18 protein-coding genes are annotated in these 19864 nt (G+C 47.9%); 1 reads left to right on the forward strand and 17 read right to left on the reverse strand.

The features are described from left to right. Nucleotides 1–4: 4 nt before the first annotated feature. The 8 genes from QP794_RS09475 to QP794_RS09510 form a co-directional block, all read right to left on the reverse strand. A complete protein-coding gene (locus QP794_RS09475) occupies nucleotides 5–1177 on the reverse strand; it encodes a M20 family metallopeptidase (protein WP_285075964.1) in 1173 nt (390 codons plus the stop codon). 394 nt (nucleotides 1178–1571) lie between these two features. Further along, nucleotides 1572–2480 carry a LysR family transcriptional regulator gene (locus tag QP794_RS09480; protein ID WP_285075965.1) on the reverse strand — a complete coding sequence of 303 codons (909 nt, stop codon included), beginning with the start codon at nucleotides 2478–2480 and terminating at the stop codon, nucleotides 1572–1574. Between the two features lie 125 nt (nucleotides 2481–2605). Beyond that, nucleotides 2606–3715, reverse strand: coding sequence for a hypothetical protein (locus tag QP794_RS09485; protein ID WP_285075966.1), 1110 nt, complete (start codon nucleotides 3713–3715; stop codon nucleotides 2606–2608). A gap of 55 nt (nucleotides 3716–3770) precedes the next feature. Then, nucleotides 3771–5276, reverse strand: a complete 1506-nt coding sequence (locus tag QP794_RS09490) for a sensor histidine kinase (protein WP_285075967.1) — start codon at nucleotides 5274–5276, stop codon at nucleotides 3771–3773. Further along, a complete protein-coding gene (locus QP794_RS09495; protein ID WP_285075968.1) occupies nucleotides 5273–5983 on the reverse strand; it encodes a response regulator transcription factor in 711 nt (236 codons plus the stop codon). Before QP794_RS09495 ends, QP794_RS09490 begins: the two co-directional genes overlap by 4 nt. Before the next feature lie 217 nt (nucleotides 5984–6200). After that, nucleotides 6201–7064, reverse strand: a complete 864-nt coding sequence (locus QP794_RS09500; RefSeq protein WP_285075969.1) for an Rpn family recombination-promoting nuclease/putative transposase — start codon at nucleotides 7062–7064, stop codon at nucleotides 6201–6203. A gap of 86 nt (nucleotides 7065–7150) precedes the next feature. Next, complete coding sequence (locus QP794_RS09505) at nucleotides 7151–8047, reverse strand: helix-turn-helix transcriptional regulator (RefSeq protein ID WP_285075970.1); 897 nt, start codon at nucleotides 8045–8047, stop codon at nucleotides 7151–7153. Nucleotides 8048–8187: 140 nt separating this feature from the next. Beyond that, the gene (locus tag QP794_RS09510) at nucleotides 8188–9594 is read right to left on the reverse strand and encodes an MATE family efflux transporter (protein WP_285075971.1); all 1407 of its coding nucleotides are present in this window, start codon (nucleotides 9592–9594) and stop codon (nucleotides 8188–8190) included. A 174-nt stretch (nucleotides 9595–9768) separates the two neighbouring features. Between QP794_RS09510 and QP794_RS09515 the strand changes: the two genes are divergently transcribed. Next, nucleotides 9769–9978 (forward strand): hypothetical protein, encoded by a 210-nt coding sequence (locus tag QP794_RS09515; RefSeq protein ID WP_285075972.1) that lies wholly within the window; start codon nucleotides 9769–9771, stop codon nucleotides 9976–9978. 48 nt (nucleotides 9979–10026) lie between these two features. On the opposite strand, the gene QP794_RS09520 is transcribed toward QP794_RS09515, so the two are convergent. The 9 genes from QP794_RS09520 to lspA form a co-directional block, all read right to left on the reverse strand. Continuing rightward, entirely contained in the window at nucleotides 10027–10899 is an 873-nt protein-coding gene (locus QP794_RS09520) for a carbohydrate ABC transporter permease (RefSeq protein WP_483311896.1), read from the reverse strand. Nucleotides 10900–10944: 45 nt separating this feature from the next. After that, the gene (locus QP794_RS09525; protein WP_024629821.1) at nucleotides 10945–11826 is read right to left on the reverse strand and encodes a carbohydrate ABC transporter permease; all 882 of its coding nucleotides are present in this window, start codon (nucleotides 11824–11826) and stop codon (nucleotides 10945–10947) included. Between the two features lie 30 nt (nucleotides 11827–11856). Beyond that, complete coding sequence (locus QP794_RS09530) at nucleotides 11857–13176, reverse strand: extracellular solute-binding protein (protein WP_285075973.1); 1320 nt, start codon at nucleotides 13174–13176, stop codon at nucleotides 11857–11859. A 118-nt stretch (nucleotides 13177–13294) separates the two neighbouring features. Next, nucleotides 13295–14089: a response regulator transcription factor gene (locus QP794_RS09535; protein ID WP_024629819.1), complete on the reverse strand. Its 795-nt coding sequence runs from the start codon at nucleotides 14087–14089 to the stop codon at nucleotides 13295–13297. Then, the gene (locus QP794_RS09540; protein ID WP_350338856.1) at nucleotides 14055–15845 is read right to left on the reverse strand and encodes a cache domain-containing sensor histidine kinase; all 1791 of its coding nucleotides are present in this window, start codon (nucleotides 15843–15845) and stop codon (nucleotides 14055–14057) included. The genes QP794_RS09535 and QP794_RS09540 overlap by 35 nt, the downstream gene beginning before the upstream one ends. Before the next feature lie 287 nt (nucleotides 15846–16132). Beyond that, nucleotides 16133–16960, reverse strand: coding sequence for a carbohydrate ABC transporter permease (locus QP794_RS09545; protein WP_024629817.1), 828 nt, complete (start codon nucleotides 16958–16960; stop codon nucleotides 16133–16135). Continuing rightward, complete coding sequence (locus tag QP794_RS09550) at nucleotides 16960–17826, reverse strand: carbohydrate ABC transporter permease (protein WP_024629816.1); 867 nt, start codon at nucleotides 17824–17826, stop codon at nucleotides 16960–16962. The genes QP794_RS09545 and QP794_RS09550 overlap by 1 nt, the downstream gene beginning before the upstream one ends. Before the next feature lie 25 nt (nucleotides 17827–17851). Beyond that, a complete protein-coding gene (locus tag QP794_RS09555; protein WP_483311888.1) occupies nucleotides 17852–19090 on the reverse strand; it encodes an ABC transporter substrate-binding protein in 1239 nt (412 codons plus the stop codon). A 263-nt stretch (nucleotides 19091–19353) separates the two neighbouring features. Continuing rightward, entirely contained in the window at nucleotides 19354–19845 is a 492-nt protein-coding gene (lspA, locus tag QP794_RS09560) for a signal peptidase II (RefSeq protein WP_285075975.1), read from the reverse strand. Nucleotides 19846–19864: the final 19 nt, after the last annotated feature.

Consider the following 19864-nt stretch of genomic DNA (forward strand, 5'->3'; position numbering starts at 1 on the left):
TTCATCATCCCTCGCCCTTCTGTTGTTTCCACGCTTCAAACTCATCCCGTACCTGCTGCAATGCTGTCTTGTCTGCGTACAGATCGAACGCCGTAAGTGCAAGTGCCTTCGCAGCACGGTTCAGCTCGATCATGCCTTCCTCTGCTCCGGCAAGCCGGGCAAATTCAGGCGTGTGTGTTGTCGCGTCACCTAAACGAATATACGGATGGATCGCGGCAGTGATTTGGCTTACGTTACCAATATCCGAGGAACCGACACCGCCCGTTTGCGGTGGATCATGCACTTCAATGCCCATGTCCTCCAAATTTTGCTGGAACAGATCTGCCAGAGACTTGTTATTATTTCGCTCAGCATAGATGAGGCCTTCCGTAATATCTACCTCAGCTCCAACGCCTTCCGCAGCATGGCGTACGACACGATATACTTTGTCCATGACGACTTTCAGCTCTTCGACGGTCTTCGCCCGAATGATATATACAGCTTCAGCCAGCTCAGGCACCACATTAGGCGCATCCCCACCCTTGGTGATAATCCCGTTCACCCGAACATCATCCTTCAAATAAGGACGCAGCGAGTTAATTCCCGCATACGCATTGACCAAGGCATCCAGTGCACTAATGCCTTTCTCAGGAGACGAGGCCGCATGAGCCTGTTTACCGTGGAACGTAAAGGTTGCGTCCACACAAGCCAGCGCACCTCTCAGTACCATCGTTTTTTGCTGCGGGTGACACATCATGACGGCATCAATCTCATCAAATACGCCATCGTTCACCATAATGATTTTGCCGCCGCCCTCTTCTTCAGCCGGTGTGCCAAGAACGATGATCCGTCCCGGAAGTTCAGGACATGCTTCCTTGAGCGCCAGTGCTGCACCTACAGCAGAGGTTCCGATCAGATTGTGTCCGCAGGCATGTCCGATGCGGGGCAGCGCATCATACTCGGCGAGCAGTGCAATCGTGGGTCCGCCAGGTTGGCCTTCCCATACAGCGCGGAACGAGGTATCAAGGCCGGATATACCTTTTTCCACCTGAAATCCGGCTGCTTCCAGCGGCTCGGTTAACCATTGTTGGGCTTGGACTTCCTGAAAGCTAAGCTCAGGGTTAGCGTGAATACGCAGGGATAATTCCCGCAAGTCGGGATCCAGCCGATCTACGGTTTCTTTGATCTTTTGCTTCATATGAGCAGGGTCAGGATACATATTATTTTGCCGCCTTTCTCCAAATACAGCATTTCTATATTCAATTTAATCGAATAAATATACAATCAGATTGGATATATTGTATGTTTGACCGAGCCATAAGTAAATTCAAAAAAATTAAGGAATAGCCCATAAAAAATTTTATGGGCTTGCTTGAAATTAACATATGGATATCATCAGATGTCAGTAAATTACTGGTTTATTTGCACATAAAATAAGACTACGTATTTAAACATTTTGAATATATGTACATCCTTCAAATGGATATTCGTCACGAGATTGATACTGTCCAAGAACAGTAAGATGCCTTTTGTAACGAGAAAATAACGGATAATTATGCATAAAGCAATCCATTTACTTCCTATGCCTGCATCTAACCTCCATCCACAACATGCTGTGTTCCTGCCGTTCTCATCAAGTCCACAAAGCGGCTCACCGTTGCCTGTTGCAGCGCACTTTCCTTATACACAAGCCACGTATTCCGCCTCACTGCCTGTCCGTTTCGACGGATCAGTTCCTGCTGATGGAGGCCATCCGAAGCTGACACGAAGATGCCCGGGATAATCGCATAGCCAAGGCCATACCGCACCATCTCCTTGCAGGTCTCATAGCTGTCTACACGCATCGCTACGGTTGGTGCACATTCATAGCGTTCATACCACCAGGCCGCTACGCCTTCTCGGAATGGGCTCACGGGAGAACCGCCTGTTTTCGTCAAGGGTTCCTGAAATGCAATTTGCGGAAGCTCTGGAAGCTGATCCAAGTCAATGGGTTCACGGGATACAATGCAGACTGGTTCATCGTGCAGCAGATGTTTCCCTTCATACCATGGATGCTCCCCCCGAATGACACCCACCTGAATTTCATCCCGCATCAACAATTCCATAACCTCTACACTCAGAGCACAGGTTACCGCAAACTGAACCTCAGGGTACAGCTCCTTGAACTGCTTTAACAACGGAGGAAGCTTGTACAATGAATAATGATTGGCAATCCCCAGGCGCAGCGTCCCCTTAACCTCATTACGAATGTTCGATAGCTGTTCCTTGACTTGATTAAGTTCATGGAGCATTTTACGAGCATAGCTGGCCAGATGCTCTCCTTCGGGAGTAAATCTGGCACCTTTTAACGTTTTATCGATGAGTGGTACCCCAAATGCCTTCTCCAATTGCTGCAAACGGTATGTCAAAGCCGGCTGGGTCATAAACATGCGCTCCGCAGCCTTGGTCAGACTACTCTCTTCCGAAATGCTCAACAGCAAACGGCAGTCTTTTTCATCCATGATCATGTCCCCCTTCACTTCTCGTCTCCTCATTATAACCCAGAACACCTTTGTTAAAGGTACAGAAAAAGCCCAACTCCTTATGAGTCAGGCTCGCTCTGCTGATCTGCTTCTGTTCAATGAATTTACTGCGAAATCGTAATGACCGAGGTAACAAAGTGGTAGGATTCATTTTCCTGCACGGACTGTGACAGCAAAATCCGATTGCCTTCCGGACTCCAGCTCAGCGGATCAGATGCGTTATCCATATCAGCCGAGATCTGGAACTGCTCCGCCGATTCCGTATTGGAGACGAACAGCCCCTTCTCATCATCACTCTCCGAATTAATTGTATAGGCGATTTTGGAATCGTCACCAGACCAACTCGTACCGAAGATTTGCGTGCCTCTGGCGAGTGTAGCTTTCTCATTTCCATCGAGATCGGTCAGCACCAGCGCCCGTTTGGTATCGGCTGTTTTTTTCACAATCGCCAGTCTTGAACCATCATTGGATGGAATGACCCATTCCACACTTTTTAGCACCTGCTTCTCTTCACCGGTCTTCGTATCGTAGGCGTTCAGCTGCCCGTCTGTGCCTGTGATGTAGTAAATCACATTACCCGAAACGCGGACGCTCCTTACATTGAAGTTCCCCGTCTTGACCATCACTTTCGTCGTTCCATCCACACTCGCTGATACGATATCCCCATTCATGTTTGGGAAAACGACATGCTCCTTATCCAGCCATGCACCTTCGAATACAAAACCGTCGTCCTGACCAGCCGGTATCACTTCCCCGTTGTTCAGATTCAGAATGAAGCCTTTGCCTGTCGATTCCTCCGGTTCTCTGTAGAAAATATACTGACTATCCGGGGACACGAGTGGTGAACCCAGACTGACTTCACTTTCTTTTACAGGTGAATCGGTGCCCTTCGTCAAATCATACATGTATAAGTTATGCGGATAACGTTTCTCACCCTCTACTGTGACAGGCTTCATGGACTCGTTTACTTTATCCGACAAAATCCAGTCATTGCTTAGCCACGCTACCCCGCGCATATTCGGCAGTTTATCGATTTTCTCCAACTTAAAGCTCTGGTACACCGACGTATTTGTATTATCCTTCACCGTAATATCCGTGCCTGATTTCCCGTTCTGTGGGTTGCCCCCTGGCTCCGTTGTTCCCCCGCATGCTGTTGCCGACAATAGGACGATTGCCCCGAGTGTGCCCATAGCCGCCTGTTTCCAATTCATCATGGTCCCTCCTGATTGCTTTCTATAGACCAAGCATACACACCGCATACTTCCAAAGTTATTCAGACTTGTTTCCAACTTGTAAACTCGAATCGGCCAGAGGAAAAATCAACTGGAACGTCGTACCTTCCCTATGCTTCGGATCGTTAGACAGCAATGTAATCGTACCGCCCTGCTTCTCTACAAATTGCTTGACGAGTGATAGTCCCAGCCCGGTTCCCCCGGTTTTTCTGGCCCTGTCTTTGTTGACGGTGTAAAAGGGTTCAAAGATTTTCTCCCGCGCCTCATCCGGGATCGGCGTACCAGAGTTAAAGATGCGAATAACCGCTTGATGCTCCTGCATTCGCAGTTCATTGCTTACCCTGATAACACCTCCCGGCACGTTATATTTAATGGCATTATCCAGCAGGTTAATGAAAATCTGCATCAGGCTCTCCCGATCGCTGCGAATGATCGCAGGCTGCAGGTTCAGCTCCATCGTGAGCGCAAACTTCTCGGCTTTGCCCCGCATTCGGCCACAGGCGTCTTCCAGCAAAGCGCGTACCTCCACATCCTCCGCCTGATTCTCAAAATCATATTTTTCCAGAGCAGACAGATGAAGAACCTTTTCAACCATTTCGTATAACCGCTCGGTTTCTTTGCCGATGTTGTTCGTGGCATCATCCAGCAATTGCGGATCATCCTTATACATGTCCAGCAGTTCCACATACGCCTTGATCGCTGTAAGCGGCGTTTTGAACTCATGGCTAATATTGCCGATATATTGTTTCTGCTGCTGCTCCAGTGCCTGAAGCTTCTCAATCGCGAGCTGGAGCTTCTGCTGCTCATCATGCATGGCTTCAATATTCTGCTGAATGGATGTGCTCATATAATAAATGCCCTGTCCCAGCTCACCTAATTCATCCTTGCCTCTCACAGGCGATTCGGCAATATAATGCCCCTCACGGATGGAATCGGCGGATTTCTTCAAGCGAGTTATGGCGACGGCAAAACGATTGTAGAAGAGGTATCCCAGAAAGAAGCTAAGCCCTACCACGGCAATACCCGCCCACATGAACAGCTGAAAGATACGGGCATAGAACTCATGATAGCTCTGAACCGGATATTGCATACGCACAGCACCCATCTGCCCATCCGGTCCGTCCAGGGGCGCAGCATACAGCAGCGTATCCCCCTGTTCGTGATAAGCAATTTTATTTTGCAACGCATAGCTTAGCGTCTCTTTGATATCTGCACTTTCCTCAGACGCAATGGATGAGCCGACCTGCTGCCCCTTCATATCATAAAGCGCGATGGGCAAACCTGTGGAGCTCGCTAGCTCCTGAGCCAGCCTGCGGCCATTTTGCTGTAAAAAAACCTCCTGCTCCAGACGAACTGACTCGGTATAATAAGACTGCCGCACATTCAGATTGACCAAACGGGTCTGCTGGGACAGAATGGTCTCAATCTGTGTCTGTTGATTGCGCTCAATCCCGCGCAATACAAGGGAACTGAGTACAACTACGGTCAGGATCAGCAGCGCCGCCAGAAAGACGCTGAACTTCAGTTTTATACTGACTCTCATACCGAAAGGCCTGGACCAGGGGCTGATGCTTTATAGCCAATTCCATATACCGTCTGCAATTTTTGCTGGTCGGTATCGCCGATTTTTTTGCGCAGGCGCTGAATATGAATATCCACCGTGCGTGTGCCCCCGGCATATTCCATGCCCCACACCCGGTCCAGCAGATCATCCCGCGTGTATACACGCTCAGGATTGGACATCAGAATGGTGAGTAAGTCGAACTCTTTTGGGGTCAGATCCAGCTTCTCCTCATTCACCATGACCGTGCGGTGAGCGATATGGATGCGCAGTGTTCCATTGACAATGGCCTGATTCTTAGGATCGTCAGGAGATGGGCTGCTTTTTTCCACGCGCCGCATCAGCGCCTTTACCCGGGCGAGCAGCTCGCGGATCTCAAACGGTTTGGTCATATAATCATCCGCACCCATTTCCAGGCCGACGATCTTATCCACGATATCATTTTTGACGGTCAGCAAAATAATCCCGATATCTTCCCGATCCTCCAGCCTGCGGCATACGCCGTATCCGTCCAGCTTGGGCATCATCACATCCAGAATTATGACCTGGGGATGGAATGACGCCACCTTCACCAGCGCTTCCTCACCATCATTGGCTGTCTCTACTTCATATCCTTCGCGCCGCAGCGCGTAAGCAATGGCACTAACGATACTTGATTCGTCATCCACGACCAGCACTTTTTTATTCATCGGAATCATCCTCTATATCTATGTCATGAGTTATAGTATTCTTTGGATATATGTTAACAAGGTATGGCCTAATTAGCTATCGAGAACAACGGGATTTATAGAAAAAAAGCCTGTATCCTCTTCTCAGCTTGGACTTCGCTCTACTTTTTGTATACCCCAAATATAACAAAAAAGAGCCAATCCGTATTTGGATCAGCTCTGGATCGTGTTGATTTAGTTACTGCTTGGGCAGCAGTTTTTTGATTTCCTCTGCGGAGAGCCCGGAGGCTTTCACCACAGCAGACATATCTACGCCAAGTGCAAGAAGCTCACGAGCCATTTCCGCTTTACCTTCTAATCTACCTTCTACCTTCCCAATGGCTTCTCCTTCAGCACGGGCACCTTCTATCATCGACTTTTCATCGCTTAGTGCTTTCATCCGCGCATCATAAGCCATTCTCGTAGCTGCATCCTGACTCAGAAATTCCAGCGTGTCCATTGCCTTTTTTAGCATCGGTTCATTCATCGCCAGCACCTCCCAGTTTGATGGATCAATTCCTTTTAAGAATAAAAGCCAGTTCACCAGTCCGCCCTTGTCCATAGGGACAGGGTGTTGATCCAGTTTGGTCAATTCCATTACATGAATTTCTATATCATCTGTCAAACCAATACCTGTATGATCTTCACGTAAATGAAAAACATTGTGATATCGTTCATTGTCCAGACATGAGTAATTTAAAATATTGATCGTCACGCATTTTTTCAAAAGATTATAATTTTCACCCTTCTTGATCTGGTGAGAGTACATTTCGCTCCAGTAGAATAGCGTTCTTTTTTCCATATTATACGGATTAAACAGCTGCATCTCAATGTTGATTAACTTGCCTTCCACCGTACGTGCTTTGATATCCAAAATGGATTGTTTATCTTCCGGACTATCTTTGTCCGTAAACGTGTTAATAAGTGTAATTTCCGTAAGAGGCGACTCACCGGTTTCAATAAACGTGCTGTTAAGGAAGGCTAACAAAACATCTTTACTTTGCTCACTTCCAAAAATACGTTTGAATACAAAATCCACTCGTGGATCGAGCAAATCCGTCATCCAGCATCAGCTCCATTCTTCACCAGCATTATATCATAATTCCCATACTTCCTTCAGCTTAACGTTGAACCTGCATTCATATCTGATCACTCCTCAAATGACAAATTCATTGGCTCATCCGACATCTCGTACTCTGTCTCCATATGTGTCAGCGGTGTATTCAGATCAACCTCTTCGAACCGGAAACTATCCACCCATACTTTGCCTTTGCCGTTCAAAATAACCCCGAATGAGATGACCGCACTGTCCTGTGGAACATCGAGTACAATATTGTACTGATTCCATGGCTGCGATCCAGTAATCGGCCGATCGTGCATATTATCGAATTGAAGCACGTCATGGACATTGTTATCCACTCGCATCCATAATCCACAGAATGCTTCAACACGTTCGGTCTTCACAAATCCCGATAACTTCAATCGCTTGCCTACATACTTATCTGCCCTGAACTGCTGCATCATTGTGGCAAACTCATTGCTATCCATCGGCGTAACTGCCTTCAAATATCCTGAAGCTTTCCCCTGGTGCACTTCGGCAGGATCAATACCCATCTCATAATTTTGCGGATGACTTCCGGTTAACATCCAACCTGTAATCGTTGACGTCTGATTCATCTGTAATTCTCCTCCTCTGGTTCTTCCTTCGAATAATTTCAGATCGAACAATTTGCGAAAACGTCCTGGTGGCATGCCATATAATTTGCGGAATGCGCGGGTGAAGGCTTCCTGACTCTCAAATCCACAAGCCAGGGAGATGTCTAGAATGCCTGCATCCGTCGATCGCAGGGCCGTGGACGCCAGACTCATCCGACGGTTTCGGATATAATCCACCACGGTCATGCCAACCTCATTACGGAAAACCCGGTGGTAGTGATACGGCGACAACAACGCCTTGTACGCCACTTCTTCCAGCCCGATCTCCTCATGCAGATGGGTTTCAATATAGAACAAACTTTGCTGAATCATTGCACGGTAACGGCTCAACTGAGGTAAAGCCCCCTTCCATATCCTTACTATACGTAAGGCTGCACATCACATTTTGATCATTTTTGCTAAAAAAAGCCGATCAAGGAATATATCCCTTGATCGGCTTTCCAAATAAGTCTATCGTTCCCTGCCAGCAATCAGACTGCCGGCACTGGTTGAGCTCCAACTTCCTCATCATGCTCCACCAGTTCATGTTTCTCCCAAGCTCTACTCTTCCAGCGGAAGTACATAATGACCGCACGGGTCCACTCATCAGCCGCAATGGCAAGCCACACACCAGCGAGCCCCAGATGAAGTTGGAATATGAGCAGGTATCCCAGAGGCAGACTCATGCAGACCATGGAGATCAGACCCATGTATACCGGGAACTTTGCATCCCCTGCCGCACGCAGGGAACCAATTATCACAATATTGCAGGTACGTCCGGTTTCGAGCAAAAGACTGAGCAGAATCACTTGAGCTCCCAGCTTGATAATTTCCGGATTATCCGTAAATATGCTCATCAGCGGTACGCGGAACAGAATGATGATCACGTCAATGATAACCGTAGCCAGAAGGGCCCATTTCACACTGTTAAAAACACGTTTGTACGCATCGTCTTTGCGCCGCGCACCCACAAGCCGGCCCACAATGATCGATGTCCCCATACCAATCGCCATGCTGAACAAGTAGATATAGCTGGAGATATTACCCGCATACTGCTTGGTTGCCATGGCTTCTGCACCCAGATAGGTCACATACAGCGTGAACACGAGCTGGCAGGAATGATATACCATGGATTCCATCGCAGACGGAATCCCAATCCGCAATATTTTGCCAATAAATTTCTTCGACAGGTTGATGTAATAACCAAACTCCACTCTGACTTCCATGACGCGATAGAGCAGCCAGAAGAAAATGATCAGGCAGATCAGACGGCTGCCGACTGTGGAGATCGCTGCCCCTTCCACACCAAGCTTCGGCAGGCCAAAATGGCCAAAAATAAGGGCGTAGTTACCAATGACGTGAATCACGTTCATCAGAACGGAAACATACATCGTTTCTTTGGTGTAACCATGCGTACGAATCGTCGCGGCCAGCGCGTTAATCAGCGCCTGAAGGAAGATCCCGCCTCCGACGATACTTATATAAGAACGGGCAAAATCGTATATTTCACCTTGAATATGCAGCAGTGTCAACAGATGTCCTCCGAACAGAAGAAAGCCTCCGCTCAGGATCAGTCCGACAATCAGATTCAGTGTAATCGCATTACCCGTGACCTGTGCCGCCTCACTTAACTTCTTCGAACCAATATATTGTGCCACAACAATAGCAGCGCCATGTCCAATGACTTCCAGCACAAGAATCGCAATGGAAATAATCTGGTTGGCTGCTCCGACCCCGGATACTGCATTATCGGACACCGAACTGAGCATGAACGTATCCACGCTCCCCATCAACATAAACAAGAAGAGTTCCAGGAAGATAGGCCATGTTAGCCGAATCAGATTCAGATCCTTGGCATCCGAACGCAGGGACTCTTGGGTTGAGGATATTGCTGTCATTTTCTCACCTTTCCCGTGTGGGCTTTAATTCTTAGGGTATGTTAGCACAGGTAGTTTGAAAATGCAGTAGTTTTGCGAAAAAACTTGAAAGTTTTTTGAAATTCCAATAATAGGTATTTTCAACTCTTTCATTTATATGAATTGAACTAAAGATTATTTACACTTGCTACTCCGATGCCAGAACAACCTTCCGATCGCTGTTACCCCCCAGATTTTTTTGATTTCCTTTTTCAAAGGAGAAAATCTGGGGATAAAGGCGAACGCTCCGCTTCTTCTGGTTATTTCTGTCCTCTCCGTTATCGTGTAAATGTTTGGTTCAATTTATCTAGCCCCAGGGTGATGAGTAAAAACCCTTACACCTCCCTCTTTGATTGGGAAATATAAGGGTTCACGGGTTATGGTAGCCATTGACTCATATCACATACATAGGTTCTAACCTTTTACCGATCCGGCAGCGATGCCCTCCACGATTCGATTGCTCAGGACGAGGAAAGCGATCAGGATAGGCAGAATGCTGATCATCAGCGTTGCACCAATCGCGCCCCAATCCGTGGTGTACTGCCCAATAAAGTTCTGTACCCCAACGGTCAGAGTCTTATACGAGTCTGTGCTGATGAACGTATTCACGAAAATAAACTCGTTCCAGTCATAAATCATGTTGATAATCGCCGTCGTAGCGATCACCGAAGCGGTCATCGGTAAGACGATACGGAAGAAAATCCGATGGACCGAGCATCCGTCCATCACGGCGGCTTCCTCGACTTCCCGTGGAAGGGCGTAATAGAAGCCTAGCAAAATCATGATGGTAATCGGCATGTTAAACGCGATGTAGGACAGAATGACTGACAATGGATGATCCGTAAGATGAAGCTTCAGGAACAGACTAAACAGCGGGATCAGCGTTGAATGCACAGGGATCATCAGACCCACCATGAACAACCCCAACACCAGTGAACGTCCTTTCCAGCGCATACGAGTGATAGCAAAGGTAACCAGACTCGCGAACAACACGGTAAACACGACAGACACAACCGTCATCCAGACGCTATTGAAAAAATATAGACTAATGTTGCCTTCCGTCCACACTTTCACATAATTCTCCCATCGCGGCGTTGCGGGGAGGGCGAACGGAGCCATATCAAATACTTCCTGATTGTTTTTCAGCGAGAACAGCATCAGCCAAATCAAGGGCAGAATCTGCAGCAATGCGACCAGAATCAACAGGCTGTAGAGCAGAAAATATCCGATCCTTCTCAGCAATGTCGAGCCCGGACCTGTTCCCGGATAGGCTGGCAACCGAACCACGGTTTCCGTCTTCACAGGGATGGACCTCCTTTCATTTCACTTGTATCAAGAGTACTGAATGGTGTCCTTGGATGCCGTAGCTTTCCGTAACAGCCAGGTGACGACCAGACAGATGACCAACAGGAAGAAACCGACAGCACTTCCATAACCAAAGTCGAATCCCCGGAAAGCCTGATGATACATATAGGAGGCCATCACTTCACTGGAGCCATTCGGTCCACCATCCGTCATCACATAGATCAGATCAAAGTATTTCAGCGAGCCGACAACTGCCAGCACAATCGTCACTTTGATCACTTCCGTGATCAGGGGCAGCTTGATGCGAAAAGCAATTTGCCAAGGGTTCGCTCCATCAATCCGGGCGGCTTCCACCAGCGATTCCGGGATATTTTTAAGCGCAGCATAATAAATCAAAATATAAAATCCGGCATACTGCCACAAGATCGGCACGAACAGCGCATACAACACCAGCGATGGCTCCGCCAGCCAGGCTGGCGGATTGGCAATCCCGATTCCTTCCAGAAAGGAGTTAAGCACGCCATTGCTTGGGTGATAAATCTTAAGCCATAGCTGGGCTATAGCCACCGATGACAGCAGCATCGGAATAAGATATATTTTGCGAAACAGGTTGGCTCCCTTGATTTTGCCTGACAGCACAAGTGCAATCGCAAGATAGCCGATTAGACTCAGTGCGGAGAACAGCGCCAGCAAAAAAGTATGATAGGCACTCTGCCAGAACGTTGCGTCGTGAAGCAATCGTGTGTAATTTTCTAAACCGATAAAGGTCATTGCGCCAATCCCGTCCCACTGCATCAATCCGTAATATCCGGTCAGTACGATCGGTACATAGATCAGGACCAATAACAGCAGCAGCGCGGGAAGCACGTACAACGCAGCGACTAAACGGTTGGACATGACTTTGTCCATCAGAATATCCTCCCTTTGTGCGTAGTACCGTTAATTGCCTTTATCAATGGCTGCCTGATGATTCTTCACAAACTCCTCTGGAGTCACTGCTTTTCCAAACAGGGCCTGAATCATGTCCAGATGGACCTGAGCTGCCGCTGGTTTCATCTGTACATCCGCGAACAGTGTCAGGCTGCTGGCCTGATTTAATTCATTCAGCAGATCAGTATAGAGCTGCGGCAGTTGGACTTCCGCAGTATCCACTTTTGTTGCCGGAATGACGCCTGCCTCAGTTACGGAGCTCTCACCCCATTTTTCCACGAAATATTGCACGAACTTCTGCGCTTCATCCTTCACCTTGGAGTTCTGTGCAACGAACAGACCTACACCTGGACCGCCGACCCAGCTGTTAATGTCGCTTTTGCCACCCTCCATCGTCGGGAATTTGAAAAATCCAATCTTATCCTTGAACTCCTGTGGTACATCCGGGTTGGTTGTATAGTTCGGCAGTTCCCAGGTGCCCATCAGATACATCGCTGCCTTCTCATTCATGAATTCCGATTTGCCTTCATCGTTGGACAAACCGTTGAAGCCTTTGTTGAACGCGTTCATGTCCACCAGCTTCTGTACTTCAGCAGCGGCATTGATCAGTGCGGGATCATCAAACTTGCCCGTGCCCTGGATAGCCTTTTCCAGTGCATCCCCGCCCAGACGATTCGCCAGATACATATACCAGAGCGAGCCGGTCCAGCGGTCCTTGTTGCCAAGAGCGATGGGGACTTCCCCATTATCTGTCAGCGTTTTCACCACATTCAGGAACTCATCATATGTTGTTGGCGGCTGCAAATTATACTTGGCGAAAATGGCCTTATTATAATAGATCGGAGATATATTCAACTCAATCGGGAGCGCGTAGGTTTTGCCCTCTATGGCATACGCCTCGGTCGTTCCGGCAATGAACTTGCCTTCAAGGGGACCACTCATAAGGTCATCCACCGGCGCGAACAGGTTCCCCTTTACATAAGGCTCGAGAAATCCCGCGGCCCAGGTTACCCCTACATCGGGAAGTTCATTGGAAGCGGATAAAATTTTAAGCTTGTTTTTATATTGCTCATTCTCCAGCACTTCCTGCTTGATCGTTACGTTCGGGTTATCAGTCTGATACTGCTTGATGATGTCGTTAACCAGCTTGTTCTGCTGTGCTGAACTGCCCGCTGGCCAGAGGTGCATAAACTTGAGGGTCACCTTTCCATCGGAGCCGCTACCGCTTGCTTCACCCTTTTCATCGGAATCCGAACTGCTGCATCCGGTTAAAAATATGGTGAGGATAAGCGTCAATGTCAGAAGCATTGCTATGGGCTTTTTATTCATTTTCCCAACCCCCTGTATTCGTTTTTTCGGTTGATGTAACCGCTTTAATTAAATTCTAACATGGGTACACCGACCCCATAAGACCAGGATGATTTGGAAAAACTCCACTATTTTATGGTTATTTATTCTCTTGATTGGTAATGGAATGACGATATTTGCTTGGGCTGATCGCTTCGAGGCTCTTAAACACTTTAATAAAATATTTATCCGTCTGATACCCTACCTGCTCGGCGATCTCCGAGATGGGCATGGCGGTCTGAACGAGCAATTCCTTGGCTCGCTGAACACGTTTGCGGGTCAGATATTCACTGAAATTAATTCCCATCTGCTCCTTGAACAGCACGCTGAAATAACTTGAGTTCAAATGCAAAAGCTCAGCGATTTCCCGCATGGTGACTGGCTCGCCCAGATGGGCCTCCACATAAGCAATAGCTTCGCTGATCTGGGGATTAAGTCGCTGATCTCCTCGCTCCCTGGCATCCAGCAGCTTGGGATCAACGAGCTTCTGCATTGTTTGAATGCGCCGCTGCTGTTCACCAAGTTCCAGGGCTTTCTCAACCGTCTGGATCAGCTGCTCCTTCTCAATCGGTTTGAGCAGATAATCCACCACCCCGAGCTTGATGGCCTGCTGGGCATATTGAAAATCAGCATGTCCGGACATGATCAGTACGACAGGCTTACTCGGATAATCCTGTACCGCTTCAACCAGAGACAGGCCGGAGAACTCCGGCATTCGAACGTCTGTGATCAGCAGGTCCGCTGACTGTTCCTTGAGCCATTCAGCTGCCTCGACTCCACTAGCTGCCGTTCTGATCTCATTGCGGCCAGCCGACCAGCCTTCCAGCGTCTTGCGGATGCCCTCTCGTGTGCGCGGCTCATCATCGACGATTAGAATCGTTTTGCCATGAATCATATGCGCCCTCCGTATCCTTCGGAATATTAAAGCCAATGATGGTTCCTTCACCCATTTCACTTTTTACGGACAACCCGCAAGCTTTACCGAGCTGATTGCCAAAATAGAGCTTCAGCCGACGATCGACGTTAATCAGACCCACGCCTGTCCCTTTGTCGGAAACTGCAGGTCCCCCATTCAATGCGTGGACGACAGATTGAAGCCTTTGATCATCCATACCAGGTCCGTCATCCCGAACCTCTATGTGAACAAGCCCCTCCTTTGTCGATGCATCGACACGAACACTTACCTTTCCAGGTCCGATTCTGCTCTCCACTCCGTGAAGAATGGCGTTTTCCACCAGCGGTTGGATGAGCAGTTTGGGGATTTTCACCATTCGCATGCTATCACTTAGTTGAATCTCCCATGTCAATCTGTCGCCAAGTCTCATCTCCATAATCCGAAGATAACGTTCGGCGTGTTCCAATTCATCGGCAAGCGTAACCCATTCATTCTGATTCGGACTGGAGATAATATAGCGAAATAAACGGGACATCGCGACAACCATACGTGCCATTTCCTCATCTCCTTTGTCCTCAAGTGACCAATAGAACGCCTCCAGCGTGTTGAACAGAAAATGAGGATTAATCTGCGACTGAAGTGCCTTTAGTTCTGTTCGAGACTGCATAATTTCCTTCTCATACACTTCCTGGGTCAACTCGTTCAGCCTGTATACCATCTGATTGTATACTTCATTGAGCTTATGTATCTCCATTGTTGAGCTCACCATAATATTCGGCTCCATCGCTCCCGGACGCGCACTGCGCATGGCCCTCATTAGTCGCCTGATCGGACGTGTAATCATGGTCGACAAGAGGAAGGACATGATTAGAAACAAAACGACGCCAAATAATCCGGATATGAGCAGCGCCGTACGAAGGATGGATACTCCTTCGGTTGTTTCACTCACAGCAGTAAGGACAGCCAGGGTCCACCCCGTAATTTCGGAATGCTGTCTGACCACAATATAGGGCTCATCCCGGGTCTGAACGATGGAGCGATCACTGCTCAACAATGCCTCCACATTCAGGTCTGCTTCCAGATTGGAAGTCACAACGCTCCCGTTGGCATCCGCCAACAGAATCGAGTCCAGCGTATCGTCTGCATCATCCAGATCATTCAACTGAAAGAAACTGCGCTGCATCCGCACTACAACGTAGCCTCCATGTTCAAAGGCCCGGTCCATCAAGCTGACACGCCGAATAGCCATAATCACGCCGGGATCTTCCGGATCGGGGCCAGTCCAGATCAGCCTTCCTTTTTCCTTGTCCGCTTCCGTAATCCAGTTCCGGTCCAGCCTCACATCCAGGGAGCGGTCATCCATGGGGAAAATCCGGCTGTAATTGGTGGTGTAGATTTCCATGCTCTGTACGCCATTCATAAAGGATTGATAGCTGCCCACAATCTGCAGAAGGGCCTGACGCTGATTGAATGTAGCCGATTCTCCGCTTTTTTCATTGCTCAGCAAACGCTGAACGTAAGGATCATCCGCCACTTGGGCTGTCAGGGAGTTCACCTGTGAAATAAGGGCATCCAATCTGCCGTTGGCTTGAACAGCCGTCTGATAAATATGCTTCTCCGCATTGGTCTTAAGCAGACCGGATACCCGATCATAGGCAACAATGCCTGCAATGAACAAGACCATCAGCATCACCATTACAAAACCAACAAAGATCTGATTGCGTAATGAATTCCATCTGCCCATTTTCCCTCGCAAGACCCTTCCTCCTCGCTGCATGTAAAAGAAATCGCCACCCGAATCTCATGCTGGGTGACGATGGTGTACAAGCTATGCCGAATCCAGCATCAGCAATAATTAAAGCGTTTACATAACGGTTGATTATTCCCTTTCTCTACGCTTTGTTTATCGATTAAACTAACGACTAAAAAATAGCACAGTTCCCCTTGTTAATCAATCACTTATATCTATCACCCTGTCCAAGCAAGCAAAAGAGCCATAAAAACAAAAAAAGGCTGGGCTCCATGAGCCCAACCTCTCCTTTATTATTTTACCGAGCCTTGTGTCACCCCGTTGATAATCCACTTCTGCGCGAACAGATAGATGATGATCATCGGCAGCAAAGCCAGCAAATAGGACGCAAACGCCAGGTTAAAGTCGGTATTGAATTGACCCTGGAATACATACTGCACAAGCGGCAGCGTGTATTGTGCCGGATCACTAATGATAATGAGTGGCAGCAGGAAGTCATTGTAAGTGGACAGACAGGTCAGAATACCGACTGTGGCACTAATCGGCGCCATCAATGGGAAAATGATTTTCCAGAACGTGCCCCAGGTTGTCGCTCCATCGACAAAGGCCGCTTCCTCCAGTGCTACCGGAATGGACCGAATGTATCCGACGTATACAAATACGTTAAAGGCGAGTCCATATACCGTGTGCAACAGGATAAGACCCAACAGATTCGTCATGTCCAGTGATGCAGTCAGCTTAACAATCGGCAGCATGATGATTGGAAACGGAATGAACATCGCGCTGACGAAGTAGTAGTACAGCCCTTTGAAAAACTTCCGTTTCTCCATATTTCGCGCAATCGCATAAGCCACCATGGAGTTACTGAGCAAGGTCAGTATAACTGTTGATGCAGTAACGATCGCACTGTTACGGAACGATTGAAAGAAGTTAGTCATGTCTATTGCACTTGCAAAGTTCTCCCAGTGAAGCGTTGTCGGAATGGCAAATACCGATTGGGCCATTTGCTCCGGATTTTTCAATGCGATGGTAACCGTCATATATAAAGGGAACAGGATGAACAAGGTACCCAGAACAATCAACAACATAACAGGCCAGTTGGTACGTAAACGGCTTCTCATTACAGATCCGTCTCCCTTCTTTGCAGGAACCGGATTTGCAGAATCGAAATCACCGCAATAACGATGAAATAGATAACCGAGTTCGCAGATTGATATGCATATTCGCCGCCTTCAAATCCACCCGTATAGATCAGATGGGAGATGGACTGTGTTGCCCGTCCCGGTCCACCATTGGTCAAGGCCACGATTTGGTCAAAGACCATCAATGAGTTTTTCATCGCCAGCACCATGTTAATCGTGAAGAATGGAGCAATGAGCGGGAATGTAATGCTCCAGAACTCACGCCATTTGCCAGCGCCGTCCAGATTTGATGCTTCATATAATGTCGTAGGGATCGTTTGCAATCCCGCCAGATACAGAATCGTATTCAATGCAACGGATTGCCACACGGCCACAATCACGATCCCGATCCATGCCAGGCTTTCGCTGCCCAGAATGTTGGTGGATAGGGCGTTGATCCCGAGGTTTTGTCCCCAGATCGGAAATACGTTGGAGAACAGGTAGTTAAATATGTAACCTACGATCAATACACTCAGGATATTCGGCAAGAAGTAGATGCCCCGGAAAAAGTTACGGAACTTGATCTTGGCATTCAGCCCGAGTGCAATGAGCAGACTTAGAATATTCGTCAGGATCGTTACAACGATCGCAAACTTGAAGGTAAACCAGTAGGCATTGCCTACATTGTCATCCTGAAACAGATTGAAATAGTTTTTGAATCCAACAAAATCATAACCATTACCAAATCCGTTGTAGTTCGTAAAAGAATAATAGATCCCCTGGAGGGCCGGCAGCGTCATAAATACGAAGAACAATACTACCGCCGGAACCGTCATCCAGTAATAGGGCGCGATGCGCTTGTTCATACTCCATCCTCCTTCGGACAAGGCCTTATCGCCGATTCGCTACCTTGTCCCATTCTTTGTCGAGTGTATCCAGATAGTTGTCGATGTTCTTGTTCTGCAAAAAGGACTGTACGATGGAATTCAGCTGCACCGCAGCCGGAATATAGTGATCGGCAAAGTCGATAACCTTGCCCTGCTCAATGTAAGGTGTCAGTTCCTGTACAGCAGGATCATCTTGTTTTACACCTTCCACCGCAGAGAACAGCGTTTGTTCCTTAATGTACTTGCCTATATTTTCAGGCTTCAGCAGAAATGCGATGAACTGCTCGGCCTGTTCCTTGTTTGGTGTATCCGCTGCAATGGTAAACAGGGAGTCGATTCCGTTCACCAGCTTAATCTGGCTTGGGTCATTGCCTGTCGGGAATGGGAAGAAACCAATGTCCACATTCGGGTTCGCTTTGCGAATCTCGGAGATCGCCCAGGTACCCTGGATGTACATATAAGCTTCTCCATTAGCAAAGGCCCGGTTACCATCGGAATATGCTTTACCGAAGTTGTCGCCGTGACCGTAATTCATCAGTTCCAACTGCTTCTCCGCGACCTCGCGGTATTTCTCCTTGAAGGTCACCTTGTTCTCGCGACGCTCCAGATAGAAATCAATACCAACCAAGTTAGGTCCGAGTGCATTGAACGGCAGATTCGTCTGCCAGTCATCCTTGTATGTGAAGTAAAACGGAATTTTACCTGCATCCTTAATTTTTTGGGCTGTAGCAATCAGCTCGTCCCAGGTCTTAGGTACGTCCAGACCCATTTCTTTAAACAACGTTTTGTTGTACATGATGCCGTTTGCATTCGTTGCGTAAGGAACGCCTGTTACTTCATCCATGCCCGTGACATCCTTCAGCATCTGTATGTAGTTGGGATCGATTGTTTTTAACAGTGGACTATCGGTCAGATCGGCGAAAATATCACTCTGTGCAAGAATGGAATAGGTATCCGTCGCCCCCATCGCCATAATATCTGGCACATCGTTCTTCACCACACGTGTCTTCAGTACCGTCTCCGCATCTGGTGGATTCACCTGAGTGACCTGAATATCGGAGTGTTCGGCGTTAAATGTTTTGATTAATTCATCAAAGGTTCCTTTGGCTTCGGGTTTGTTCTGAAAAAATTCAACCTGCACTTTGCCGTTGGCATGATTCCCGCTGGTGCAGGAAGACAGCAGTACAGCTGTTATTCCACAAAGCAGCATTATCCCGAGTGCCTTGGTAAGCGATGTTCTCATGTTGTACCTCCCTCAGCTTATATACGTTAAGATTTACCCATTAAATTAGTGAAGTAACCACGTGGTTAATCCTTCCACTGATTCCTACTATGAGCGTTGACTATAATGTGTCCTATTATTCCTAAAACGGTTTCGGTAAAATTGAATCAGGCCCACTGAGCGTGAGTCCGGTCATCGACATAACAAAAAAAGACATCGGATGGTATCCAATGCCTCTTATTTATTCACTTATAATGGCCTACAGCAAAGCGGTTGTTGTTTCATTATGAACGCTCAATTTTGGGCAATGCATTACGTAAACGCTTGGCTCGGTAACTCTGAAATGCACGGATCAGCATGCCGATGACCAGCAGCACCACACCAACGTTTATTGCGACATCCGCCAAATTGAGTATTCCGCGTCCCGACGGAAACACGAGAAAATCCGTTACGCGTGCGTAAATAAAGCGATCGATTGCATTCCCCAAAGCACCACCGACCATGAAGCCGGCACCTGCCTGCATCCAGAAACCGCGAATTTCACCTTTTCTCCGATAATACATCATGCCTGCGATAAATAGAATGGCGACCACGCCGAACAGACGCGCGTTCCCCTGAAACAGGCTGCCAGCCATCCCACTGTTCTCATAATGCTGCAGCTGCATACCCGAATCGCCAAGTCTCATCGTGTCGCCAACTTCCATATACATCCTCACCGCCATTTTGGTGCCCTGATCCACCAGGGTAACCAGCAGTGCTATAAAATAAAACAACATGTTGCCTCTCCTCCTGCCA

Source organism: Paenibacillus sp. UMB7766-LJ446 (assembly GCF_030226665.1).
Lineage (GTDB): Bacteria > Bacillota > Bacilli > Paenibacillales > Paenibacillaceae > Paenibacillus > Paenibacillus vandeheii.